The organism is Rhizobium leguminosarum (assembly GCF_004123835.1).
Classification (GTDB): Bacteria; Pseudomonadota; Alphaproteobacteria; order Rhizobiales; family Rhizobiaceae; genus Rhizobium; species Rhizobium leguminosarum_M.
Genome location: NZ_MZMU01000003.1, coordinates 244,978 through 267,445 on the forward strand (window position 1 = coordinate 244,978; position 22,468 = coordinate 267,445).

Below are 22,468 nucleotides of genomic sequence, written 5' to 3' on the forward strand. Positions count from 1 at the left end.
GTCAAGCTTTTCAGGCGCCTGTGCGGCATGCCTTGTTTCCTTCGTCCGCCGCCCGGAAATGAAAAGCCCCGCCGGAGCGGGGCTTGGCAAGCGTCATTTCGACGGCGCTTCTTTTCGTCGGAACAGACCCTTCAGATTGTCGAAGAGTTCGACCTTGACGCCGTGGCGCTTCATGATCAGCCCCTGCTGCGCCACCGAGAGCGTGTTGTTCCAGGCCCAGTAGATGACCAGGCCGGCCGGGAAGCTTGCCAGCATGAACATGAACACCAGCGGCATCCAGTTGAAGATCATCGCCTGTGTCGGATCGGGCGGCGTCGGGTTCATGCGCATCTGCACGAACATGGTGACGCCCATGATCAGCGGCCAGACGCCGAGGTGCAGCAGCGTCGGCCCCTCGAAAGGCAGCAGGCCGAACAGATTGACGATCGTCGTGGGATCGGGCGCTGAAAGGTCCTTGATCCAGCCGAAGAACGGCGCGTGCCGCATTTCGATGGTGATGTAGATTACCTTGTAGAGTGAGAAAAAGATCGGGATCTGCAGGGCCACCGGCCAGCAGCCGGCGATCGGATTGATCTTCTCTTCCTTGTAGAGCTGCATCATCGCCTGTTGCAGCCCCATGCGGTCGTCGCCGAATTTTGCCTTCAACTCCTCCATCTTCGGCTGCATGCGCTTCATGTTCGCCATCGAAGCGTACTGCTTGCTGGCGAGCGGGAAGAACAGGAGCTTGACGACGATGGTCGTGCACAGGATCGCCACGCCGAAATTGCCGAAGTAGCGGAAGAAGAAGTCCATCAGCTTGAACATCGGCTTGGTGATGAAATAGAACCAGCCCCAGTCGATCAGCCGGTCGAACTTCGGGATCGAATAGCTGGCCTCATAACCGTCGATGACCGGCACTTCCTTGGCGCCGGCGAAGACGAGGTTCTTCAGCTCGATCGATTGGCCCGGCGCAACGGTGAAGGCATCATCCTTGTAATCGGCCTGATAGCGCGGCTGGCCATCGGCAAAGTGGGAGAAGCGCGCCTCATAGGCCGCACTTTGCGGCGGAACGATCGTCGCGGCCCAGTATTTGTCGGTAATGCCAAGCCAGCCGCCGGTGGATTTGGCCGGCGTGACGGCTTCCTCCTCGGTGGCGCTATATTTGGTTTCGATCAGGCCGTCGTCACCGATCACGCCGATGAAGCCTTCATGCAGCACGTAGACGGAGGGCGTCGTCGGCTTGTTGTACCGCGTCACCCGGCCGTAGGAAGACAGCGATGCGGGCGCCTGGCCGGTATTTTCGATCTTGTCGGCGACGGTGAACATGTAGCGTTCGTCGACGGAAATCGTGCGGGTAAAGGTCAGGCCCTTGTCGTTGGTAAAGGAGAGTGTCACCGGCGTCTTCTCGGTGAGCTTGGCGCCTTCCGGCGCGGTCCAGAGCGTCGAGGCCCCGGGAACGGCGCCCGTGGCGTCGCTGCCGATATAGCCGAGTTCGGTGAAATAGCCGTCCTTGGTCTCGGCTGGGCTGAATAGCGTGATGATCGGGCTCGAGTCGTCGACGGTCTCGTGATAGCCCTTGAGCTTCAGATCGTCGAGGCGGGCGCCGGCAAGGTTGATCGAGCCGGAAAGCGCCGGGGTGTCGATGACGACGCGCGGAGTTTTTTCCAGCGCCTGCTCGAGCGTCGCCGTCGCGGCCGCCTGGCCGGAAGGTGCCGTACCGCTCGGCTGGGCCGGCGTCTGACCGCCGGCTGCCGGCTGCTGCACCTGCTCGGTCTGCTGCTGCGCCTTCTGGGCTTCCTGCGCCTTGCGCTGGGCCTCGATGCGCGGATTCATATAGAGAAACTGCCAGCCGAGGACGATCAGCACCGAGAGAGCGATCGCAATGAAATAATTGCGGTTGTTTTCCATCATACGTTCCTGGGGCGTCCGTCTCCGGAGCGCCGGTGTTTCGGCCTGGTTTCCACGCGGGATTTCAGTTCCGCGGCCAATTCCTGGAAGGACGCGTCGAGCACGTCCCTGCGCGCGACAACCACATAGTCGTGTCCGGGCTGCATTGCAAACCCCGCATGAAGCCGCACCGCCTCTTTCAGGCGGCGGCGCATGCGGTTCCGTTCGACCGCGTTGCCATGTTTTTTGGTGACTGTAAAACCGACGCGTGCCTGGCTGTCGGGTTCCTTCCGGTCGAGGACTTCGAGAAGGAAGAGGCCGCCCCGGCGTTTTTCGCCCTCGCGCGCGGCAAGAAACTGCGGGCGGCTCTTCAGCCGCCCGACAGTGTGTTTCTTCTCACTGGTCGTCAATTCGCCCGCCATCTCTTATCGGGCAACCCGGCCTTAAGCCGAGAGACGATTGCGGCCCTGCGCGCGGCGGGCAGCGATGACCTTGCGGCCACCCTTCGTGGACATGCGCGCACGGAAACCGTGGCGACGCTTGCGAACAAGCTTGGATGGTTGGTAGGTACGCTTCATTTATTTTAAACACCGCGGAGTGCGGCCCTTCTTGAATTTGCATAATGCAAGGAGCGTTGTTTTTCGAACGGGCGGGCCATGAAAGGCTTGAGTGACCGGACGTGCGCGGGCTTATACGGATGAAGCCTGTAAAAGTCAATTATGCCGGATAATTTCACTCTGCGCTGCTGGCCTCGAAAGTAATTTCGCACTCTGGTGTTAAGAAATGAGGCCTGCCCTGAGTGGTTGTAGTTTTGCGCCGCGGCAGATCGATAGCCCCGGTTTTCAGGGGTTTACGCCTTCCGACCGCATTCGGCATGGATCAATTCCGAAGCCATAATCGTAAATATTAGAAATCTAACTTTAATAAATTTCGCCGATATTCAAGCATCGACTGGGAATTTGCTTTCCAGGCAGTGGCGTAGCTAGGAGCATTGCATTGAAGATCCGGGGCAAAATTAATCTGCTGGTTTGCGTGATGGGCGCGGTCGCACTTCTGATCGGCGCAACGGCATTGTCCGCCATGCACGAATACAGTCGCAACCTGACGGCTTACGAGCATGCCGCCAGCCGCGCCTATGCCGGCGAACGGCTCAACCGTTTCGTCACGGCCGTGGTCATGGAATCGCGCGGCATCTATGCCGCCAAGACGATCAAGGATACGCCGAACTTCGCCAAGGGCCTGATGGCCGGCCTCGACGAGATCGACAAGGTCATCTCGGGCTGGGCGCCGCTCGTTCCCGAGAGCCAGAAGGCCGATTTTGCCAAGCTCGTCGCCCGTGCCGCGGAATTCCGCACCTTCCGCACGGAGACCGCCCGCCTCGGCACGGAAGTCGGCCCCGAGGCCGCCGGTCAACAGGGCAACAACGACGCCAACCGCGCCAACCGCAAGGCGTTCCAGGCGGAAATCGACGCCGTCGTCGCCACCGACAAGGCGGCGCTGGAGACCGTCAATGCCGAGATCGAGAGCTTCCGCTCCTGGGTGCTGATGCTCGTGCTCAGCATCACCGGCATCGGTATCGCGGTCGGCATCGGCATGGGCTTCTATATCGGCACCAGCCATCTGAGCCGCCCGATCAAGCGCGTCACCCATGCGATCAAGGAAGTCGCCGACGGCAATTTCGACGCGGAGGTCCCCTTTGCCGGCCGTCCGGATGAAATCGGCGAGATGGCCGCAGCGGTTGCGGTCTTCAAGGCGAACGGCCTCGCCGTCCAGCGCCTGAATGCCCAGGAGGCGGCGATGCGCGCCAAGAGCGACGACCTGCAGTCGAGCATGTCCGTCGTCGTGGCGGCGGCTGCGGCCGGCGATTTCGGCCACCGCATCAGCAAGGACTACGAGGACGACAACCTCAACCAGTTCGCCGGCAACATCAACATGCTGTTGTCGAGCGTCGATGCCGGCATCGGCGAGACCCGCCGCGTCATCGCAAGCCTTGCCGAAGGCGACCTCACCCAGACGATGAGTGGCAACTTCCAGGGTGCCTTCGCCGAGCTGCAGCGGAACGTCAACAATACCTTCGTCACCCTGCAGGCGACGATGCGCGAAGTGCGCGAGACGACGGAGGCGATGAACGGCAACACCGCCGAGCTGCGCAATGCCAGCGACGACCTGTCGAAGCGCACCGAGCAGCAGGCAGCCGCCCTCGAAGAGACCTCGGCAGCACTTGATGAGATCACCGCCGTCGTCCAGAATTCCACCGAGCGGGCGCATGAAGCCACCATCATGGTGTCCGAAGCCAAGGAGAATGCCGGCCGCTCCGGCGTCGTCGTGCGCAACGCCGTCGAGGCCATGGGCCGCATCGAGCAGGCCTCGCGCGAAATCAGCCAGATCATCAACGTCATCGACGAGATCGCCTTCCAGACCAACTTGCTTGCGCTGAATGCCGGCGTCGAGGCGGCCCGCGCCGGCGATGCCGGAAAGGGCTTCGCGGTAGTCGCGCAGGAAGTGCGGGAATTGGCTCAGCGTTCGGCAACGGCTGCCAAGGATATCAAGGCGCTGATCACCAAGTCGGGCAACGAGGTGCAGGTCGGCGTCAAGCTCGTCCAGGCGACCGGCGAGGCGCTGGCCGAAATCGGCACCCGTGTCATCGCCATCAACGACCATATCCATTCGATCGCCACCGCAGCGACCGAACAGTCGACCGGTCTCAAGGAGGTCAATACCGCCGTCAACCAGATGGACCAGGTGACACAGCAGAATGCTGCGATGGTGGAAGAGACCTCCGCCGCCACGCACAGGCTTTCGGCCGAAGCCGGAGGGCTGGTGCGCCTCATTGCCCGCTTCAAGCTGTCGGATGATGCGCCGGCACCTGTGGCGCTCGTCCGCAACGAGCCGCAAAGGCCGGTCGCCTCGCCCGCCCGCCGGGCGATCGCCAAGGTCGCCCGCGCATTCGGCGGCAATGCGGCCGCAGCCGAGCAGAGCTGGGAAGAGTTCTGATCCTTCCTATCACACGCCATTCTAACGCCGCCTCCGGGCGGCGTTTCTTTGTTAGAAGGCCCCGCCCTCTACTCGGCGTTATCCTTGGCCCAGGAGATTGCCGACACCAGCCCCTCGCATCCGGCTGCCGCCACCTTCTCCCCGTAAACGGGGCGAAGGGGGATATGCCGCGACCTCTCCGTCCCTCGCCCACTTCTCGCAGGGCACGTCCCCTCGCCCGTTTACGGGGAGAGGGTTAGGGTGAGGGGCAGCCATCGGCGCGAGCCGCCTCCGGGCGGCGTTTCTTTGTGACGACATGACGCTGCTCGCAAAGATTTGAAAGCGGAGCATCTTGGTCTAATATAGAGCTCAACGGTAAGGGCGGCTGAAGTGCTGCCGATCGGGCGAGACGAGAATGCCGATAAGAGACCAGGGCGACAATCCTTCGGCGGAAAACCCGGCGGCCGGCGAGGCTGCAAGGGCGCCGTGCCCGTCTGCCCGCATGTTCGGCGGCCTCTCCGGCAAGCTGCTCTGGCTCACCGTCTTCTTTATCATGCTCGCCGAAATCCTGATCTTCTTTCCCTCGGTCGCCAGCATGCGGTTGCGCTGGCTGCAGGACAGGCTGAACACCGCCGCTGCCGCCGCGATCGTCATCGATGGGCTGCAGCCCGTCGAGCTGCCGCGCGCGCTGCAGAAGGAGACGCTGGAGGCGACGGGCACCAAGGCGATCGTGCTGCGCAAGGACGGCACCTCGCGGCTGCTGGCGACGACCGATATGCCGGCCTCCGTCGATGAAGCCTATGATCTCACTGACGTGCCGCCGGTGACGGCGATACGCGATGCGCTCGACACATTGATCTTCGGCGGCAGCAGGATAATCCGTGTCTATGGCCCCGTCGGCGAAACCAACACCGGCGTCGAGGTGGTGATGAAGGACAGGCAGTTGCGCACGGCGATGTTCGCCTATTCCCGCAACGTCCTCTTGCTCTCGGTGCTGATCTCGCTGTTCACGGCGACGCTGATCTTCTTTGCGATCAACCGCATCCTCATCGGCCCGATCCGTCGGTTGACCGGCAGCATGCAACAATTCTCCGCCGATCCTGACAACCCGGCCCACATCTATATCGGCGACGGCGGCCGCGACGAACTGGCGGTCGCCGGCCGCAACCTCACCTCGATGCAGATGGAACTGCAGAAGACGCTGAAGCAGCAGAAGAACCTTGCCGCTCTCGGCCTCGCCGTCTCCAAGATCAATCACGACATGCGCAATATCCTGGCGTCGGCGCAGCTGATGTCGGACCGGCTGGTCGATGTCGATGATCCGATGGTCAAGAGCTTCGCCCCGAAGCTGCTGCGTACCATCGACCGCGCCGTCGGTTACACCACCGAGGTGTTGTCCTACGGCAAGGCGAGTGAATCGGCACCACGCCGTCGCCATATCCGCCTGTTGGAACTGACCCAGGACGTCAGGGACATGCTGGCGATTGATCCGCAAAGCGGCATCGAATTCGCAGAGCAGATCGGCGCCGAGCTTGAGGTCGATGCCGATGGCGAGCAGCTTTTCCGCGTCATCCACAATCTCTGCCGCAACGCGCTGCAGGCGCTGACGTCGCCGGGTGAGGGCGGCCCGGGCTCCATCCGGCGCATCACCGTTTCCGCCCAGCGCGTCGGCAGCGTTGTCAGCATCACGGTGGATGATACCGGCCCCGGCATGCCGCTGAAGGCCCGCCAGAACCTCTTTGCCGCCTTCCGCGGCTCCGCCCGCTCCGGCGGCACCGGCCTCGGCCTCACCATCGCCCGCGAGCTGGTGCTCGCCCATGGCGGCACGATCGCGCTGGTGGAAAAACCGACGGTCGGCACGCAGTTCCGCATCGAGATCCCCGATCGCCCGGTTTCGCTGGAGGATTACCGCAGCCGGACGCATATTGAAAAGTGACGCGATTTTTTCAGAAATGCTCTTGCATTGTCCTGAAGGACGTTTTAGAGGATCGCCACGCAAGCGGCACCGCCGCATTTTGCACGCACCCGTAGCTCAGCTGGATAGAGCACCAGACTACGAATCTGGGGGTCAGGAGTTCGAATCTCTTCGGGTGCGCCATTTTCCATACAAAAACGGGCACTCCTGCCGCAGCCGCTCGTCTCATGACGAGACGCTCCAGAACGTCCCGCCTTCCGTGGATGCGGATTTCATCATCATCGACCCTTGCGTTGCCTTCCCCCCATGAGGCGGGCGAACGCGTCGATCTTTTCCTCAGTCATGCGCGTGTCGGGGCGCAACTCGGCGAACGCTCGCTCCAGCGCGGCCTTCGCGTGATCGCGCTCGTCCTTCAGCGAAGCGATGCGGCCCCGACAGCCGCCTTCATAAAAAGCATCTTACAGAGTGACGATCGCTTGCGCGAAGAAAAGCGGGCTCTGGAATATACCACCAAAGCAAGGGCTGCCCTGTATTGCCGTCGCCCTCATCAGTCGCCAATTGGCGGACCGTCTCGATATTCACGCATTTATGAGCTGTATTGATTACCGCTTCCCGAATTGCAGGACTAGTCTGAATGATCGCTGCACACTAATTGTTAGCAGTGCCGGCCCTGTGCCAAGCCACTCCGTTGGGAGGCTGAAATGCAACGCAAGCTCGCGGCAATCATGGCCGCTGATATCGTCGGCTATAGCCGGCTGATGGCCGAGGACGAGTCTTCCACCTATGCAGAGCTGCGCACCGTTTTTGACCACCTGATCGACCCCACTGTCGCCCGCCATGGCGGAACCACCTTCAAAACGACGGGTGACGGCTTCCTTGCGATGTTCCCGAGCGTCAACGAGGCCGTTGATGCGGCACTTGCCATCCAGCAAGGTTTTGACGACGGGCCTTTCAAGCTGCGTATCGGCATCAACCTCGGTGATGTCATCGAGGATAATGGCGATGTCTATGGGGATGGGGTGAACGTCGCGGCCCGGCTTGAGGCCATGACCGAGCCCGGCCAGATATTCGTCAGCGGCGCTGTGGTGATGGCCGCCGAGCGCAACCGCGGCGATCTGTTCGCCCGAGTCGGCCGCAGGCGCGCCAAGAATATTCCCGAGCTGCTTGAAGTGTACCGCGTAAGGCGCGCGGGCTCTCCCTGGTCGATCTGGCGGCAGGTGCCACATATTCTGCGCGGCAGCGCGGCGCGCTGGTCTTATGGCGTTGCTGCCATCGCTCTCATTCTCATCGGCACCCAGATTTCACCTCTTCCGCTGGCAGCGATGGTGAGCGGCATCCCGGCTGCACTCTCTCTAGACCAGACGCGTGGAGACCCCAGACCCTCGATTGCCGTCATGCCGTTCGCAACCATGAGCGGCAGCGGTAACCAGCCTTACTTTGCGGACGGACTGACCGAGGACGTGACCACGGCGCTCGCTCGTAATCCCGAGCTTCAGGTCATCGCCCGCGATTCCACCTATGCCGTGCGCGGTCAGGAGACGGATGTACGTAAGCTCGCGGCAAAGCTTGGCGTTGATTACGTGGTTGAAGGCAGCGCGCGCCGGGAAGGCGACCAGCTCCGCGTTTCGGCGCAGCTCATTGATGTAGGCACGGGCGCGCACTTATGGTCGCGCAGCTTCGACAAGAAGGTTGCTGACGTTTTCACCGTCCAGAGCGAGCTCACCACGGAAATCGTCGCGCAACTCGCGCCCTATATCGGCCGAAGCGAAGCGGCAGCGGCGGCGCTGCGGCCGACGGATAGTCTGCAGGCCTATGATCTCGTCTTGCAGGCCCGCGACCGTTACCGGCACGGCGCCACTGACCATAACGCTATTCTCGATGCCCGTGGCCTGTATCAGCGCGCCCTGGAAATGGACCCGGCTTATGCCGCAGCCCGCGCAGGTCTTGCGTTGACCTACATCGGCGAAGTGGCGCAAAGGCCCGGCGGTCAGGCCGCCGCGCCCGAGCTGGATTTGGGTCTCAGTGAGGCGCGGCAGGCCGTGCGGCTCGATCCCAATCTCGGTTTTGGATATCAGGTAATCAGTTTCGGACTTGCGCTGCAGGCGGACTATTCGGGCGGACTTCAGGCGGCGCAGCGTGCGGTCGAACTGAACCCCAACGATCCCGACAGTATGATTGCGCTGGCCAAAGCGCAGGTCCGGTTCGGAGACTATCCGGACGCTGTCGCCAATGCGGAGCGGGCGCGCCGACTGCACCCCATGGCACCGGAATACTATGCCTACGTGCATGGTCAGGCGCTTTATGCCGATGGCCGCCGCGAAGAGGCGGCCACGGTCATCAGCGAGTGTCTTGTCAGAGCGCCCCGCGATGCGAATTGCCTTCTCATCCAAGCCGCGTTGCAGGGTGGAAGCGGAGAGCTTGAAAAGGCGCAGGCTACCATGGCGAGCCTTGTCGAAGCCCATCCGGCATTCTCGCTGGAAGCGGAAAGGGCTTATCGCCGGTTCGGCGACGAGCCCTTGATGGAAGAGTTCCTGCAGGACCTGGCGAGAGCCAAAGCCCCGGAGACGGCTTGACGTTCCTGTCAGCGTCGCGGTTTTAGAACGACCCGTCCGTGGACTTGGACAGCTCTGCATAGGCATGCAGCTCAGTGAGGCGCTGCTCCAGAACAGCCACCACCGCTGATATGGCGTCACCGCCCGCCATGAACTGCTTCGGCCGGTTCTCCAGGCCGGCGAGCTGCCGAGAACCGCACTGCCGATGCGCCGTTATTCCTCCCGTCGCCAGTCTTCACCGGCTTTCCATCTGCCTCTTGAGGCTCTCCGATTCACCCCGTCACGGCGCACTCTGGCGGGCCGGACACGACACGAGCCCCGAGCCGATCTCTCTTGGCCTGTGCAGGTAACGATCCCTTGCGCAAGAAGAGGCTCAGGAACACACCACCAAAGCCGATGTTCCCATAGGAGTGCTTATTTTCATCTCTTCGGATGCGCCATCTCTATTTTTCATCGAAAGTCTGCCACATCCTGTTGAACCGCGGGAAGAAATCCGCCGTTCCAGGTGCTTCGCCGAAGCTTGCCTTCGTTCGGGCCATTCAGGTGGAAGTTTCATTAACAACAGCGCAAGCAGGCTGCTCAATTGATTGATTTGGTTTTTCGGCTTTGCAGTAATTTGCTTAAGGATATATCAAAGCCCGCGGAAAATGCGTAAACACCGGTATTGCCGGTGTTTGGGAAGACGATCTTACATATAGAATTATTCTAAAGAAAACCGGCAAAAAGTCGGTTTGCGGAAAATCCATTCGTAACGGCGAGGATCTCAAGCATAACGCAACCTTGGGTCTCACACGCATATTGAATTTCGTGGGACATTGGGACAAAGTGCCCGCCGCATAACGAGTTCGCGACTTTATTATTGCAATGCGCGCATTTCACTTTTCATGTGAACACCCGGGTACGTGGTGACGTAAAGGCAAAATGACTTTTGTTCTGAACACATTTGGCAGGCTGCAGCTCGTTGACGGGCAGGGGAGCCTCGTCGCGTTTCCCGAGAAAGGTTTGCTGCTTCTCGTCTATTTGTTGACGACCGGCCAAGGTTCGGCGGATCGAACGACCTTGGCTCGTTTTCTGTGGGGCGATGCCGATAGGGACGTCGCGCTGTCGACTTTGCGTAAGCTGATTTCGAGAATCAAGGCCCGTCAGACAGAGCTCGGAATAAACATTCTCTCATCTCAGGGGAACACGGTCTCTCTCGACCGAGAGTCCTTGTCTTCCGACCTTCTGCTATCCGAGACCGACGAAGCCGTCGCCTCGTTCTCCCTGCTTAAGCATCTTGTGAAGCTGCTGAACCAGCCCTTTCTGGGGCCGGTTCACTGCCACAGTCGCGAGTTTCAACATTGGCTTGCCGAGCGCGAAAAAGGCCATATCGACCTTCTCGCAAGTACATTGAAAACGGTATCTCGACGAGCGCAGTCGCGAACGGAATCCGAACTCCTGCGACAGGCCGCCATTATCCTGTTTCGGACGGAACCGAAGGATCCCGATACGCTGCAGTTGCTGATAGAGATATTCAAGGCGGAGGAAGAAGTTGAATCCCTTCGAAACCATTTCGAACAGCGGCAAATTTCGATTTCGCGAGGGATCGCTGTACGCACCGCATCCGACGGTGGTGACACAAAACCCGTTCTCCCGGCCCTAGCGCCTTCAAGGGAAAAACACGCAACAGCTGTTTCCCTTGAGCCCCAGGACCTCAGCATTGCAATTCCTCGCCTGGTGCTGCTTCCACCCAGAAATCAATCCATTCATCCCCAAGCCGGTTTTTTAGCCGCGTCTTTGGTGGAGGATATCACGATTGGATTTTGTGCTTTCAACAGCCTGCAGGTTATAGCCCCATATTCGGCGGTGCAAATTGGCCACCACATGGAGACCCAGAAGGCCTTCTTTGAGCGACATCACGTCAATTACATTCTCGACACTCGGATCAGCAATGCGGGCGATGACGTCACCCTGTTTGCCCAACTGATCTTTTTTGACCAGAATCAAATTGTCTGGGCAGAGAGATTCAGCCTTGATCATAGGGATCTTGTCAAAGACAGGAGGGCTGTCTCTCGACGGATTGCTCTTTCCATATCCAGCGAGATCGAGCGCCATGAGGCGTTACGCGAGGATCTGAACCCGGCAGCTTACCATCGCTATCTCGTTGGCAGGCGGCATCTGGCGCGGCTGACGCTTCCGAATCTACGGCGTGCGCGCAAGGAGATGAAAGCCGCGCTCGGCATCAGCCCCGATTTCGCACCGGCGCTGAGTTCGATGGCACGAACTTACTCCAAGGAATGGTTGCTAACCGCGCGAGGTGATATCGATCTGTTGAAAACGGCAGAGACTTTGGCAAAGCAGGCCACCGAAACGCGTCTGGATTTTGCCGATGGATATCGCGAGTTCGGCGTGGCGAAATTGTTGCAGGGTGCATTTGACGAAAGCGCCGAGGCAATGGAAGTGGCAGAGAGCCTTGCCCCGCACTATGCGGATGTCATTGCCGACTACGCGGACACTTTGGTTCATTGTTCGCTCCCTGCCATCGCCCTGCGAAAGATCGAGCGGGCAATCGAGTTGAACCCGCTCAGCCCCGACACCTATTTCTGGACCGCTGCCGGAGCAAATTATGCCCTTGGCGAATTCGAAGCTTCGCTGGATTACATTGGGCAAATGGCCGATGCCAGTTTGGCCGATAGGCTAGCGGCCGCAAGCTGGGCCATGTTGGGCCATCAGGACAGGGCGCGGATCTTCGTCAGGAGGTTTCGCGAAGTCAATCCGGACTTCGACGTGGACAAATGGCTGTCCGCGGTTCCGAGTAAGGAGCAATGGCATAAGGATCTTTACCGAGAAGGCCTGAAGAAAGCTGGATTTTAAACACCAATCATTAGAAGAGGGAAAAAGCATGGCTAGAGTTGTTGTTATTAGTGTTGCAGGCGACGATGCTCTCTGGGTCGCTGATCTGGGCGCCGGCACGGTGGTGCCTCTTCCGTCTCCCAAGTCGGGTGAGCTGAAAGCGGTAACCGACCTTCGAGCAACCGGGGCAATCGTGACAAAGGGGGTCAATCTGGCCGTGGTTGTCAAGTCTGCGGACGCGGCATTGTCGGGCCATTATGATGGCTGATCGCGTATAATCTCTGCACCATCACGCTGGATGGCGGGCTGAGATGACCGGCTCGCCTTCCAGCGTGCCCAATAGGCCCGCCACGGGTCGTGGCCTCATTCCTTGATCGGGATTCCGGCTTCGATCGCAGCGTCGACGAACGCCTGCCGCGCCTCTTCCCGGTTTCGTTTGCCCGACATGACGTCGGCGCAAACAGCACAGGCTCTATCCAGGGCAGGACCCTCTTCGGTCGGCCAGTCTTCGACCAGCGCCCATGTCGCGGCCTGGGTCGTCTGGATCACCACCCACTGATCCGGCCCTTCAAGGGCGAGCGTTACCGGCTTCTTCCAAATGGTTTGCATGGCCTCAGGATCTCCGCTGCGTGCTCTCTGCCGTTGCAGCCTGCACACATAGGGCGATTCATCCGGCGTGGCGAGGCGCAGTATGAACGAGATGCCTTTCTCGATCAGCGAACTGCTGGGATGTGCTTTTCGAAAATGGTTTCGTGCCGCCGTTTTGCGCGCTCATGCGACGCCTCTTAGAATTCCTGCACGAATTCACACGCCAGCAAGGTTTTGCCTGGCAGGGCGTTGCCTTGGCGGGCAACGATGGAGACCTTTCCAGGCCCGGCCATTCCGGGTTCCGGCTGCAGATCTGCCGGCAGCTCGCGCGAATAGCCCTTGGTGGATGTGCCGAGCAGGTCCGAGGTCTCCCGCTTCAAACCGTATTTCGCGGCCAGATCGTCAGCGCGTTCGCCTTCGATCAAGACGCCAACAGCGTTGCTTGCAAAGAAAATCTCGTTCGATTTGAAACCGTCGCGGCCTATCTGGTTTGGGAGTTTGTAGATCGCCGCGCCCAAGGATGACGTGTCCGGCTTGGCCAGAGCTTCCACGACATCATAGATCTTCATTGCCGATGTCATCGTGTAGGGTGGTTTGCAAAGGGCTGCGTCAAAGAACTTGTCATTGGCCGAATCGGCCAGAACCTGCCCGGCCTGAAATGCCGCAAAAGCGACGCACGCAGAGAAGGCGGCGTGGCGAATAAATTTGGCGTTGTGCATGAAACAATCCCGAGAAAGTGGCTGTAGCGGATTCGTGTGTTGCGAGTTCGAATGCCTAGAGGATTCGAAGTAGTTATACCACCCCAAGTTTAATCTCTCAGCTCCACTCTTCTCTTCCGTTTGGCCGTGCTGGTGAGTAGGATGAGTGGCATCGAGCGCGGAGACAGAGATATCGCAGCGCCGATCCAGAGGCAGGAGAGCCAATGATCGCAGCCTTTATCGATGAAATCATCATGTTTTGCGCCGGCCTGTGGATGGCGTCCGTCGGCTTTGGTTATCTGCCGTTTCCCGGCAATCCGGCCAATCGGCCGCCGGTGGTTCGTCACTTCAAGTGGATGGGACCCTTGCTGCTCGCCATCGCCATCGTTCTGGCCGCGGCCCCCTAGAAGGCGCGTGCTCACGCTGGGGTGAAGCAATGAACAATATCTTGGTCTGCACCTCGTGTGGATTGGACAAAGCAGAATCGATCGTCTACCGCGGTTCGTACATTCTTCGTTGCGCCGCCTGCGGCGAAACGATTGTCGCAACATCCTTCGCGATGCATGACTTGGAGCATGAGTGTTCGGCCTTTGTCGATCCTGGTCCCGGAAAACAACCTCCGCCAGAGACGCTCGTCGCGCGTGGACCCTTCCGGCAGATCGCAACGGCAATCAGTGCTGCGGCGAGTGACAGAACGCTGATACGTCTGATCCCTGAAGCGAAGGATTGAAGTCCGCCTTTATACAGCTGGCGCCCTCATGGCCGTAACCGGACGAGAATCTTGGCCCCGGGAACCCTCAATTGTTCCGCCAGCGTTTCCAAATCTTTCCTATCCGTTCCCGCCAGAACGATGCGACCATCCATGATCGGCTCCCTCATCCAGGGTTCCATGACGACTTTGTCGTTGATCAGCATCTGCGTTTGTCGTCCCAATACCGCCTGCGTGAAATCGCGGAATGTGGCGGCGCTTTCCGGGGTGAGCACGATATTCAGGCCATTGTCGTAGGACACGGGGGACAGGCTTACCTCCGCACTCTTCACCTCAAGCGAGACAGGCGCGATCGCCTTGGCTTCGTCATCGTCTGCAGCAACGGCAGCTTCTTGCGATGCCGTTGGTGGAGCAGGCGGTGTCGAAAGCTCATCCAGGATGCTCGGCCCGGCCTGGGCTGATGGCAGCGGCTCGATATGCAAATCGGGCCTCTGCAAGTCTTTTGCCGTCAGCACGGCGGGAAGCTGCAAGCTGGCCGGCATATCCTCGCGTTGGATGTGGGTGTATGTGCGCAACGTCGTCCCTCCTGCCTCAACGGTGACGATCTCCGACGCTTCGAGCGTCGAACCATCGTTCAGGGACACCACGAGCTCGACGCTTCGGTTCTTGCTGGCGCGTTTGACGGAAGCCAGCTGATCGGCGGTGAGGTTCTTTGCCCGCTCGGCAAAGCCGCTCATCAAATTTGCGATCGCCGGCTGCTGCGACTGGCTGAACGCTGCGGCGTCGGCTTCTTCCGACAGCGAAAGGGTTGCTGTGCGTGCGGTTGCGTCGGTGGATTCCAGGGTCCAGGTCGACGTCACCGGGACACTGACGCCGCCATAATCTTCGTCTCGCAAGGTCGCCGAAGCCTGACCAATCTCCATGGTCTCTGCCTGATAGGACTGCCCTGTGGCAAGCAGTTGCGCCTCCGGCACCAACGCGGCAACGATTTGGAGAGGGTTTGCCTCGATGTTGTTGATGATGTCATCGAGACCGCTTTCCCGCGCCGTGGAGGCGCCAGCTGCGGGGACCCCACCCGGTCCATTGGCCGCCATCGCCCGCATGTGCGCCACGATCTGGTCGACACCGGTGATATCGCGCGGGTTGCCGTTCAGGTCGGTTTCGAGTTCGAGCGTCGCGGTGCCATAGGCCGTGAGGGAATTCCGATAGAGCAGGTTCATCTGATAGCTATCCGCAAGGCCCGCAATGCCTTCCGGCAAATCGGCATTGAGGGACCAGCGGACCCGCATGCCGTCTTCATCCTGCGACAGGACGGTCATAGCCTGGCGAAACGCGCCGCGCGCCGTCACCGGCGGGGCGCCCGGCTTGTCGAACCAGAACGACATATCGGTCGCGGTCGCTTTTTGAACGCGGTAGCTCCGCTCGACGCCCATCGCTGGCGCGTAGCCCGGGATCTCGATGCCGCCGGCGGACCATGCCGGATGGGAGAGTATGAGGCAAGCGCAAAACCAGACAAATCTCTTCCAGCGCAGTGATGTCATGCGGGCAGGGCCTCTGAACATTGAAGGTTGTAGGGCGCCGTCCGGCCGCCGGCCGCGAGCTTATTGGCTGATGAAGAGAATGGGTAGTGCCGACGCTACGATAATCGTTCTGCGCGAAACTGCTTCAGGTTTTCAAGATTGAGATCGGGAGATCAAGGTTAAGCACTTCTCATCGGCCGCTCCAATCTCTGCCCCAAGACAGCGAAGCGAAAAACTATTGAGCGGTCGGGTGGTCTCTTAAATAGTCTTCCCTTTCTTCCTTCCCGACCAAAGATGAGTAATAGCCGCTGCAAACCAGATATGAGCACTCATCCGGGTTGCCCGTTTGCCATCCCGGCTGGCAGAGTACGACGTGATGGAATTTGGCGTTGCAAAGTCCGTGGTTTGCTAGGAGCCGCGGATCGTTTCCGAAATACGCGCTTATGGCTTTCTCGCGAGTCCATGCAGGAACGACTTTCCAACCGCGTCGCCGCCCTCATCGGTCACGTTGGCTATCGCACAGAACGACCAATTGGATATGACGATCGGCTGATCGCAGGAAAAAGCCTGGACGGCGCTTGCCAGTAAGATCGAAAACAATGCCGGCAATCGCCGGACGCTAACGACCACGCTCTTCTCCCCCATACCGCTTATTCGCATCGCGCTTCTACCCCCGAGATTCATTGCAGGGATCCTAGCAGAAGGGGCTGGATGATAGAAGATCATAACTAAGAATATTTTCCTAGTTCATGGATCGTTCTTGCGCTAGGTTTGCCGCTATTGCAACCACGGACTGTTAGATGTTGAGCAAATTTTTTCTCCGAGATGAGGCGATGGTGTGGGCGAGCTCTGGCCGTCACGCGCTGCATGAACGGAGTTCCCGCAACAGGCTCCGGAGGGCGGGCGGATACCGATCGACAACACGGGCGAGGGGCTGATGGCGGAATTCAATGCGCGTGACAAAAGCCGAACCAGTGCCGGAAAGACGCGGTCTATGGTGCGCAAGCATACCGCTCCGCCGGGCGCGGCGGATAACGGCAGTCTTCGCTGGCAATGGTTCACCATTCAGCTGCTGGAATCTGCGGCCTTCACCACATTGAGTGCGAATGCCTGCCGCGCCTTCTTCCGCATCGTCATCGAGCACACGTCGCACGCTGCCTTGGAAAACGGCAAGCTGATCGTGACCCACCCTCAGTTCGTGTCCTACGGCGTGACCGGCGAATATGTGGCCGATGCGATCGATGAGCTCGAATATAAGGGGCTGATAAAAGTTCGCCGCGGCCGGGCGGGCAGCGGCGTCGCGCATCCCAACCGGTTCACGCTGACCTTTGTCGGTGACCATGAGGGTGCGCCACCGACGGATGAGTGGAAACGGTGCACGGCGGAAAGATGCCGGAAATGGTCCGAGACCGACCGCAAGCTTGCCGCCGACAAACGCGGGCGCGTCGGCAGGAAGAAAAAGTCCCACTTCGGAATCCCGAAATCCCCCCGCTTCGGGATTCCGAAATCCGCCGCGCTTCGTGAGCTGAGCAGGTGAAGAAACGGGCAATGATTTCAATGCCGCAACCAATTTCGGGATTCCGAAGTGCTATATAGATCTTGGTGGGGTGTCCCTAACGAAGGCACTTTGCCACGATCAGGAACTCCGTCTCCCGCCCCCCGATCTTCCCAGCCGAAGTCGTGCGAAGCAGAAGGCCGAAAGCTTCATAGAGCCAATAAAGTGGGGGAATTCGGTCCTTCAGCGCGTGCACCTGCGTCGATACATACTCGCCGACGAAGACGACATCCATGCCGAGTTCCTTCAATGTCCCCGCAATTTCCGAATGGGATGCCTCCGCGGCGTGCTCGACGCGAAAGGGGGCATAGCCCGGCTTTCCGGCGTTTTTCTGCCTGAGGACGTAGCGATAGAACAAGACGTGGGTCCACCAGGGCGTGAGATCGGTGAAAATCCCCTTGGCTGAGTTCAGGATCGGACCCTTGACGAACACCAGACCACCGGGAGACAGGGTATCATGGGCTCTCAACAAGGCAGAGCGCGGGCTTTCCAAATGCTCGAGGACGTCCCAGAAGACGCAGGCATCGAAGTGACGATCTCCATAGTCGATGGTTTGAGCATCGCCGAGGATCCGCTCAGCGGCGTCCTTGTTCTTCTCGAGCTGCTCCTTGGAGATATCGATGACGGTATATCTCGCTCCTTTCAAGGGGATATGCGTGCGAGAGCCGCCTCCGACCTCAAGAATATTTGTGTCTGTCTTGTTGGAAAAAGCTGATTGTGCGTGCGACAGCGCGTCGTTTACCCACGGCGAAGCCATAATCTTTCCCTCCCGAAAGATTAGTGTTTACGACCATAAGTAAGCATTAATATAAGATTTTAGCAATATTTTAAACATGCCTAGTCAGGTGGTGCCGTTCGGTCGGAATTGGCAGGCAAGCCGTCAGCCTAGTTTCGCGCAACCTTCCTGATGTATCCGCAGGTCTGATGATCTTTAAGGCGCTTCGGCCGGAGGAATGCATGGCGGTGGGAATTCTTCGGGCTCTGGCTGTCCTGGCGATGATGACGGCCCTTGGCGGCTGCATCGACCATGCCAATGATCCCGTCCTCCTGGCGGTCGGCGTGCCGGTCAATCCGCCGGTCGTTGCGCATGGTCTTTGCATGACCGACGGCAACGCCATGTATGACGAGGCGAGGAAGCAGTATCAGCTGCGCGCCCAGCTGACCGGCTATGCCGGGGCCGATGAGTTGGAAGCCGAAACCACGGCGCGCGCCGCCGCCCATCGCCAATATGTCGCTTGCCTCTCCGGCCAGGGTTACCGGACATTATACGCGAATTGAGAACAGAGAATTCACGTTTCGTCACTAGCGCCGTTCGAGCCCTTTCCTGATCGCGACTTTTCACGTTTTTCGGCGATTTAGTCACGCCGGATCGCCTGCAATCACGAGTTTTGGAATTGTGTGTGAGCCATGGAACTCCGCTCGTCTGAAAGGCATTTTCCCGAGATAAATCCATAAGGAGGGTTTATCATGAAGATGTTCAGACTTGCCCCATCCACCGCCGCGCTCGGCGCCCTTCTCGCCCTCACGTCGATCATCCCCGCGCAGGCAGCACCCGTTCAGACGGCTCGGCCGCCTGCGGTCTCGGACGTAAAAGTGGTGCAATATAAATCACATGCCGGGTCCTGGCATGGCTATCAGGGCTTTCGCACCGAGCGCCCCGGCACCCGCCGCCATTCCGATGGCTACTGGTATCCGCTTGCCGCCTTCGGCGTTGAGGCCGGCACCACGGGCTCTATCGTCCGCCCGCCGGTGAACAGGCCGGCAGCTCCGGAAATGTGCAACCCTACGTTCTCCGGATCGATCGGTCCCGGCAGCATGCCCTGCGATAACGGCTATTGAGCCGGCAAATGAAAAAGGCGGCGATGAGCCGCCTTTTTCTTGATCAGTCCGCCGCTCACATATCCGTGACCTCTGCTTTAGCCCCGTAGTATGTGACAGATCGCCTTCCTAACTCCGGGGCGTAAATTCCACGAATCCTCCCAAGGAGACGATATGACCACGACTTTCAAGAACGGCCTGATGGCCGCTGCCTTCGGCGCAATCCTCGGCCTCCAGTCCTTCTCGGCCACGGCAGCTCCCCTCCAGTCGAGCGCGACAGAGCAGGGCGCAGCCCAGCGTCCGGTTGCCCAGGAAGAAACCACGGTGCAGCACGACCGGCGCACGACCGGTTCGATCGGTGAGCGCAGCTCGGAAACCTCAGGTCCGATGACGCCTTACATGATGAACCCGAAGAAGCCGCTCAAGATGGATTGCAAGCTCGGCTTCAACCCGGGGAGCGGCTCCAGCTGCAACTACTGACGAGACGCTCGGCGTTTTCGCGATCGTGAGCGGCCCGCAATGGGCTGAAGGGGCGGCCTCAGGGTCGCCCTTTCGCATGCGGGGTGACTGGTTGCGCTGGGTCGATCGTTGACCGCCTGGAAAATGTTGCATCGAATGCAAAAATGCAATAAGTACAAAATCAAGCAACTGTTGGCAGTGGTGTTGCGAAAAGCCGCAGCGACCAGCGATTGACGTCTCTGCCTTGGAATTGCCATGCTCGCCGCGATGGTCGCATTTCATAATCAATCGAATTTCAGACAGGTGGGATAGTCATGACTGCAAAGGCCGCATGCTCCGATTTCCTGCATTTTTTCCGCTCCTGGGTCAGCAACCCGCTTCGGGTCGCGGCTATCGCGCCGTCGGGGGATTCGCTTGCCAGAATTATGACCAGTGAAATTGCCGCACTCGACGGGCCGATCATCGAGCTCGGCCCGGGAACCGGCGTCTTCACCCGGGCGCTGCTGGCGCGTGGGGTCAGTGAAGCGGATCTGACCCTGATCGAGTACGGTCCGGAATTCATCAATTCGCTGCAGGCGCGTTTTCCGACGGCCCGTGTGTTGCAGATGGATGCCGCCCATCTCGCCCATGCCGATATTTTCGAAGGCGAACCGGTCGGCGCAGTCGTCAGCGGCCTGCCGCTGCTCTCCATGTCGCCGCGCAAGATCGCCTCGATCCTTGCCGGCGCCTTCGCCTATATGCGCCCGGGCGGCGCCGTCTATCAGTTCACCTATGGTCCGCGCTGCCCAGTGCCGCGGCCGATCCTCGACCGTCTCGGCCTGAAGGCGGTGCGCATCGGCGGCACGGTGCGCAACCTGCCGCCGGCCTCCGTCTACCGGATTTCGCGCCGCAAGCCGCTGGAGCTGTCGCGCGAGCGCTTCAGCTATCGTGAAAGCGCGGCCGGCATAGACGATGTCGCCGCCTTTTCCAGCGAAACCGGCGGCTGAGGATGATGCCGGACCGGAATGGCTGAGAACAAGCGGACGGAAACGACGGGAGGCAGGCGGGAACGCAAGCGGCGGCAGACGCGCGAGCGCATCGAGCAGGCGGCGATGAGCCTCTTTCTGCAGCGCGGCTTCGAGGCCACGACGATCGAGGACATCACCGAGGCGGCCGATGTTTCCAAGCGCAGTTTCTTCGATTATTTCCCCTCCAAGGAAGAAGTGGTTTTCGCCTGGCAGGATGCCTTCGCCGATCGCCTGATGGCGGCAATCGCCGCAAGGCCGGCGGACGAATCCTCCGTCACCGCGGTCGAGGCGGCGATCACCGCAACCGTCATCGCGGCCGTCGACGAGCCTGGTCTGGCGCTTGGGGACTTCATCCATCGCACGCCGGCGCTGAAGGCCCGCGACCAGCTGAAATACGCCAAACTCGAACAGAAGCTCGCCGAGGCGCTGCTTCTGCGCAAGGGAGGTGATCCGCTTGAGCGGCCCCGCATGCGCGTCCTTGCGGCAACCGTCATCGGTGCGCTGCGCGTCGGGGCTGAGCTCTGGCAGCAGCGCCCGCCAAGTGCTTCGCCGCAGGATTTCGCCCGGGAGATTTTCACCGACCTCTGGAAGATGCTGGCGGAATTCGGCGACGAGGCAAAGACCAGGCGTTGACGCGGGGCCGCCTGCGCCTCCGTGTGCACTTCCGACGAGATCAGCTCGATGTCGATGTTTCCGCTCATCCCTGCCATCAGGCCCTGTTATCGGAACCGGGCCGTCCTATATCTGCAAGCGTCGCAGCGGCCGCATTCTGATGATCCCCGCGATAGGCGGATCATCACCATGCCGGGCATCGCTTGCGATCAGGGCAGACATTCGCGCTCGAAGGCATCTCCGAGAGCCTCGGCATCCGTGCCGCGGCTGTTGGACCCGCCTCCGACCGCCCATTTCAATGATTGATTGATAAGAGAGGAAAGACCATGTCCAGTTACAACGCAGCCAAATCAGGCACCTTCAAGATCGGCGGCGATATCGAGATCAATCGTCTCGGTTTCGGCGCCATGCGCGTCACCGGCAAGGGCATCTGGGGCGAGCCTTCCGATCATGCCGAATCCATCCGCACGCTGAAGCGCCTGCCGGAACTCGGCGTCAACTTCATCGATACGGCCGATTCCTACGGCCCCGATGTCTCCGAATGGCTGATCAAGGAAGCCCTGCATCCCTATGGCGGCAAGTCTGTCATCGCCACCAAGGGCGGCCTGACCCGCCACGGTCCCGATATCTGGCTGCCCGTCGGCCGCCCGGAATATCTGATCCAGCAGGCGCATAAGAGCCTGCGCAATCTCGGCGTCGAGCAGATCGATCTCTGGCAGCTGCATCGGATCGATCAGAAGGTGCCGGCCAAGGAACAGTTCGATGCGATCAAATCGTTGCTCGATACCGGGCTCATCCGCCATGCGGGTCTGAGCGAAGTATCGGTTGCCGATATCGAGGCCGCCTCGAAGCATTTCAAGGTCGCGACCGTCCAGAACCGCTACAATCTCGTCGACCGCACCAGCGAGGACGTGCTCGATTACTGCGCCAAGCACAATATCGGCTTCATCCCGTGGTATCCGCTGGCCGCCGGTGACCTCGCCAAGCCCGGCTCGCTGCTCGATACCATCGCCAAAAAGCACAATGCAGCACCCAGCCAGATCGCGCTCGCCTGGGTGCTGAAGCGCAGCCCGGTCATGCTGCCGATCCCCGGCACCTCCAAGGTCAAGCATCTCGAGGAAAACGTCGCCGCCGTCGACATCACCCTCTCGAACGAGGAATTCTCCGCCCTCGACGCCGAAGGCCGGAAGCTCTTCAAGGCTGCTTGACGAGGCGGGGAATGAAAAGGTTGCGGCATATCCTCTTCTCCCCTCGGGGAGAAGGTGCCGGCAGGCGGATGAGGGGCAAGCCTATCGGCGATCCCCGAGGCCGCAATTTTCGGCATAATTTTGACCAGCTGGTCAAACCTGCTACAAAATGAGGCG

20 protein-coding genes, 1 tRNA gene and 2 pseudogenes are annotated in these 22,468 nt (G+C 60.1%); 15 read left to right on the forward strand and 8 right to left on the reverse strand.

The window, feature by feature from the left end:
• Positions 1-93: 93 nt before the first annotated feature.
• Genes yidC through rpmH form a run of 3 tightly spaced genes read right to left on the reverse strand, consistent with a single transcriptional unit; the run spans position 94 to position 2,444 of the window.
• Positions 94-1,887 (reverse strand): membrane protein insertase YidC, encoded by a 1,794-nt coding sequence (yidC, locus tag B5P46_RS04920; RefSeq protein ID WP_129418831.1) that lies wholly within the window; start codon positions 1,885-1,887, stop codon positions 94-96.
• Positions 1,887-2,288, reverse strand: a complete 402-nt coding sequence (gene rnpA / locus B5P46_RS04925) for a ribonuclease P protein component (RefSeq protein ID WP_064245136.1) — start codon at positions 2,286-2,288, stop codon at positions 1,887-1,889. Before rnpA ends, yidC begins: the two co-directional genes overlap by 1 nt.
• Before the next feature lie 21 nt (positions 2,289-2,309).
• Positions 2,310-2,444: a 50S ribosomal protein L34 gene (gene rpmH / locus B5P46_RS04930; protein ID WP_003545006.1), complete on the reverse strand. Its 135-nt coding sequence runs from the start codon at positions 2,442-2,444 to the stop codon at positions 2,310-2,312.
• Between the two features lie 418 nt (positions 2,445-2,862).
• Here rpmH and B5P46_RS04935 point away from each other — a divergent pair, with 418 nt between their 5' ends.
• The 6 genes from B5P46_RS04935 (at position 2,863) to B5P46_RS04960 (ending at position 12,406) form a co-directional block, all read left to right on the forward strand.
• The gene (locus B5P46_RS04935) at positions 2,863-4,860 is read left to right on the forward strand and encodes a methyl-accepting chemotaxis protein (RefSeq protein ID WP_129417739.1); all 1,998 of its coding nucleotides are present in this window, start codon (positions 2,863-2,865) and stop codon (positions 4,858-4,860) included.
• A 394-nt stretch (positions 4,861-5,254) separates the two neighbouring features.
• On the forward strand, positions 5,255-6,775 hold the full coding sequence (locus tag B5P46_RS04940; RefSeq protein WP_129417740.1) for an ATP-binding protein: 1,521 nt from the start codon (positions 5,255-5,257) through the stop codon (positions 6,773-6,775).
• Between the two features lie 85 nt (positions 6,776-6,860).
• A tRNA-Arg gene (locus B5P46_RS04945) sits at positions 6,861-6,937 on the forward strand.
• Positions 6,938-7,455: 518 nt separating this feature from the next.
• Positions 7,456-9,327, forward strand: coding sequence for an adenylate/guanylate cyclase domain-containing protein (locus B5P46_RS04950; protein WP_129417741.1), 1,872 nt, complete (start codon positions 7,456-7,458; stop codon positions 9,325-9,327).
• A gap of 900 nt (positions 9,328-10,227) precedes the next feature.
• The gene (locus B5P46_RS04955) at positions 10,228-12,159 is read left to right on the forward strand and encodes a hypothetical protein (protein WP_129417742.1); all 1,932 of its coding nucleotides are present in this window, start codon (positions 10,228-10,230) and stop codon (positions 12,157-12,159) included.
• A gap of 28 nt (positions 12,160-12,187) precedes the next feature.
• Complete coding sequence (locus B5P46_RS04960) at positions 12,188-12,406, forward strand: hypothetical protein (protein ID WP_129417743.1); 219 nt, start codon at positions 12,188-12,190, stop codon at positions 12,404-12,406.
• A 95-nt stretch (positions 12,407-12,501) separates the two neighbouring features.
• On the opposite strand, the gene B5P46_RS04965 is transcribed toward B5P46_RS04960, so the two are convergent.
• Together B5P46_RS04965 and B5P46_RS04970 are read right to left on the reverse strand one after the other, a co-directional pair.
• Positions 12,502-12,747: a DUF982 domain-containing protein gene (locus tag B5P46_RS04965; protein WP_129417744.1), complete on the reverse strand. Its 246-nt coding sequence runs from the start codon at positions 12,745-12,747 to the stop codon at positions 12,502-12,504.
• 176 nt (positions 12,748-12,923) lie between these two features.
• The gene (locus tag B5P46_RS04970; RefSeq protein WP_129417745.1) at positions 12,924-13,445 is read right to left on the reverse strand and encodes a hypothetical protein; all 522 of its coding nucleotides are present in this window, start codon (positions 13,443-13,445) and stop codon (positions 12,924-12,926) included.
• Between the two features lie 203 nt (positions 13,446-13,648).
• On the opposite strand from B5P46_RS04970, the gene B5P46_RS04975 reads away from it, so the two are divergent.
• Complete coding sequence (locus B5P46_RS04975; protein WP_129417746.1) at positions 13,649-13,831, forward strand: hypothetical protein; 183 nt, start codon at positions 13,649-13,651, stop codon at positions 13,829-13,831.
• A gap of 29 nt (positions 13,832-13,860) precedes the next feature.
• On the forward strand, positions 13,861-14,154 hold the full coding sequence (locus tag B5P46_RS04980) for a hypothetical protein (RefSeq protein WP_129417747.1): 294 nt from the start codon (positions 13,861-13,863) through the stop codon (positions 14,152-14,154).
• Positions 14,155-14,180: 26 nt separating this feature from the next.
• On the opposite strand, the gene B5P46_RS04985 is transcribed toward B5P46_RS04980, so the two are convergent.
• Together B5P46_RS04985 and B5P46_RS34810 are read right to left on the reverse strand one after the other, a co-directional pair.
• Positions 14,181-15,674, reverse strand: coding sequence for a hypothetical protein (locus B5P46_RS04985; protein ID WP_129417748.1), 1,494 nt, complete (start codon positions 15,672-15,674; stop codon positions 14,181-14,183).
• A 214-nt stretch (positions 15,675-15,888) separates the two neighbouring features.
• A pseudogene (locus B5P46_RS34810) lies at positions 15,889-16,379 on the reverse strand (hypothetical protein).
• A 211-nt stretch (positions 16,380-16,590) separates the two neighbouring features.
• Between B5P46_RS34810 and B5P46_RS04995 the strand changes: the two are divergent.
• Positions 16,591-17,177 (forward strand): annotated as a pseudogene (locus tag B5P46_RS04995) (hypothetical protein).
• An 89-nt stretch (positions 17,178-17,266) separates the two neighbouring features.
• On the opposite strand, the gene B5P46_RS05000 reads toward B5P46_RS04995, so the two are convergent.
• The gene (locus B5P46_RS05000) at positions 17,267-17,965 is read right to left on the reverse strand and encodes a class I SAM-dependent methyltransferase (protein WP_129417750.1); all 699 of its coding nucleotides are present in this window, start codon (positions 17,963-17,965) and stop codon (positions 17,267-17,269) included.
• Between the two features lie 200 nt (positions 17,966-18,165).
• On the opposite strand from B5P46_RS05000, the gene B5P46_RS05005 reads away from it, so the two are divergent.
• From B5P46_RS05005 to B5P46_RS05030, 6 genes are all read left to right on the forward strand, one after another.
• A complete protein-coding gene (locus B5P46_RS05005) occupies positions 18,166-18,486 on the forward strand; it encodes a hypothetical protein (protein WP_129417751.1) in 321 nt (106 codons plus the stop codon).
• A gap of 189 nt (positions 18,487-18,675) precedes the next feature.
• Positions 18,676-19,047 carry a cell surface protein gene (locus B5P46_RS05010; RefSeq protein ID WP_129417752.1) on the forward strand — a complete coding sequence of 124 codons (372 nt, stop codon included), beginning with the start codon at positions 18,676-18,678 and terminating at the stop codon, positions 19,045-19,047.
• Between the two features lie 153 nt (positions 19,048-19,200).
• Entirely contained in the window at positions 19,201-19,506 is a 306-nt protein-coding gene (locus B5P46_RS05015; RefSeq protein ID WP_129417753.1) for a hypothetical protein, read from the forward strand.
• A gap of 293 nt (positions 19,507-19,799) precedes the next feature.
• Positions 19,800-20,471, forward strand: coding sequence for a class I SAM-dependent methyltransferase (locus B5P46_RS05020; RefSeq protein WP_129417754.1), 672 nt, complete (start codon positions 19,800-19,802; stop codon positions 20,469-20,471).
• Positions 20,472-20,489: 18 nt separating this feature from the next.
• Positions 20,490-21,125, forward strand: a complete 636-nt coding sequence (locus B5P46_RS05025; RefSeq protein WP_129417755.1) for a TetR family transcriptional regulator — start codon at positions 20,490-20,492, stop codon at positions 21,123-21,125.
• Positions 21,126-21,430: 305 nt separating this feature from the next.
• Positions 21,431-22,312, forward strand: coding sequence for an aldo/keto reductase (locus B5P46_RS05030; protein WP_129417756.1), 882 nt, complete (start codon positions 21,431-21,433; stop codon positions 22,310-22,312).
• The last annotated feature ends 156 nt before the right edge of the window (positions 22,313-22,468 follow it).

Coding starts and splice junctions, on each gene's coding strand:
- yidC (WP_129418831.1), bottom strand. CDS start 1,887: ATGGAAAACAACCGCAATTATTTCATTGCGATCGCTCTCTCGGTGCTG.
- rnpA (WP_064245136.1), bottom strand. CDS start 2,288: ATGGCGGGCGAATTGACGACCAGTGAGAAGAAACACACTGTCGGGCGG.
- rpmH (WP_003545006.1), bottom strand. CDS start 2,444: ATGAAGCGTACCTACCAACCATCCAAGCTTGTTCGCAAGCGTCGCCAC.
- B5P46_RS04940 (WP_129417740.1), top strand. CDS start 5,255: ATGCCGATAAGAGACCAGGGCGACAATCCTTCGGCGGAAAACCCGGCG.
- B5P46_RS04950 (WP_129417741.1), top strand. CDS start 7,456: ATGCAACGCAAGCTCGCGGCAATCATGGCCGCTGATATCGTCGGCTAT.
- B5P46_RS04955 (WP_129417742.1), top strand. CDS start 10,228: ATGACTTTTGTTCTGAACACATTTGGCAGGCTGCAGCTCGTTGACGGG.
- B5P46_RS04960 (WP_129417743.1), top strand. CDS start 12,188: ATGGCTAGAGTTGTTGTTATTAGTGTTGCAGGCGACGATGCTCTCTGG.
- B5P46_RS04965 (WP_129417744.1), bottom strand. CDS start 12,747: ATGCAAACCATTTGGAAGAAGCCGGTAACGCTCGCCCTTGAAGGGCCG.
- B5P46_RS04970 (WP_129417745.1), bottom strand. CDS start 13,445: ATGCACAACGCCAAATTTATTCGCCACGCCGCCTTCTCTGCGTGCGTC.
- B5P46_RS04975 (WP_129417746.1), top strand. CDS start 13,649: ATGATCGCAGCCTTTATCGATGAAATCATCATGTTTTGCGCCGGCCTG.
- B5P46_RS04980 (WP_129417747.1), top strand. CDS start 13,861: ATGAACAATATCTTGGTCTGCACCTCGTGTGGATTGGACAAAGCAGAA.
- B5P46_RS04985 (WP_129417748.1), bottom strand. CDS start 15,674: ATGACATCACTGCGCTGGAAGAGATTTGTCTGGTTTTGCGCTTGCCTC.
- B5P46_RS05000 (WP_129417750.1), bottom strand. CDS start 17,965: ATGGCTTCGCCGTGGGTAAACGACGCGCTGTCGCACGCACAATCAGCT.
- B5P46_RS05005 (WP_129417751.1), top strand. CDS start 18,166: ATGGCGGTGGGAATTCTTCGGGCTCTGGCTGTCCTGGCGATGATGACG.
- B5P46_RS05010 (WP_129417752.1), top strand. CDS start 18,676: ATGAAGATGTTCAGACTTGCCCCATCCACCGCCGCGCTCGGCGCCCTT.
- B5P46_RS05015 (WP_129417753.1), top strand. CDS start 19,201: ATGACCACGACTTTCAAGAACGGCCTGATGGCCGCTGCCTTCGGCGCA.
- B5P46_RS05020 (WP_129417754.1), top strand. CDS start 19,800: ATGACTGCAAAGGCCGCATGCTCCGATTTCCTGCATTTTTTCCGCTCC.
- B5P46_RS05025 (WP_129417755.1), top strand. CDS start 20,490: ATGGCTGAGAACAAGCGGACGGAAACGACGGGAGGCAGGCGGGAACGC.
- B5P46_RS05030 (WP_129417756.1), top strand. CDS start 21,431: ATGTCCAGTTACAACGCAGCCAAATCAGGCACCTTCAAGATCGGCGGC.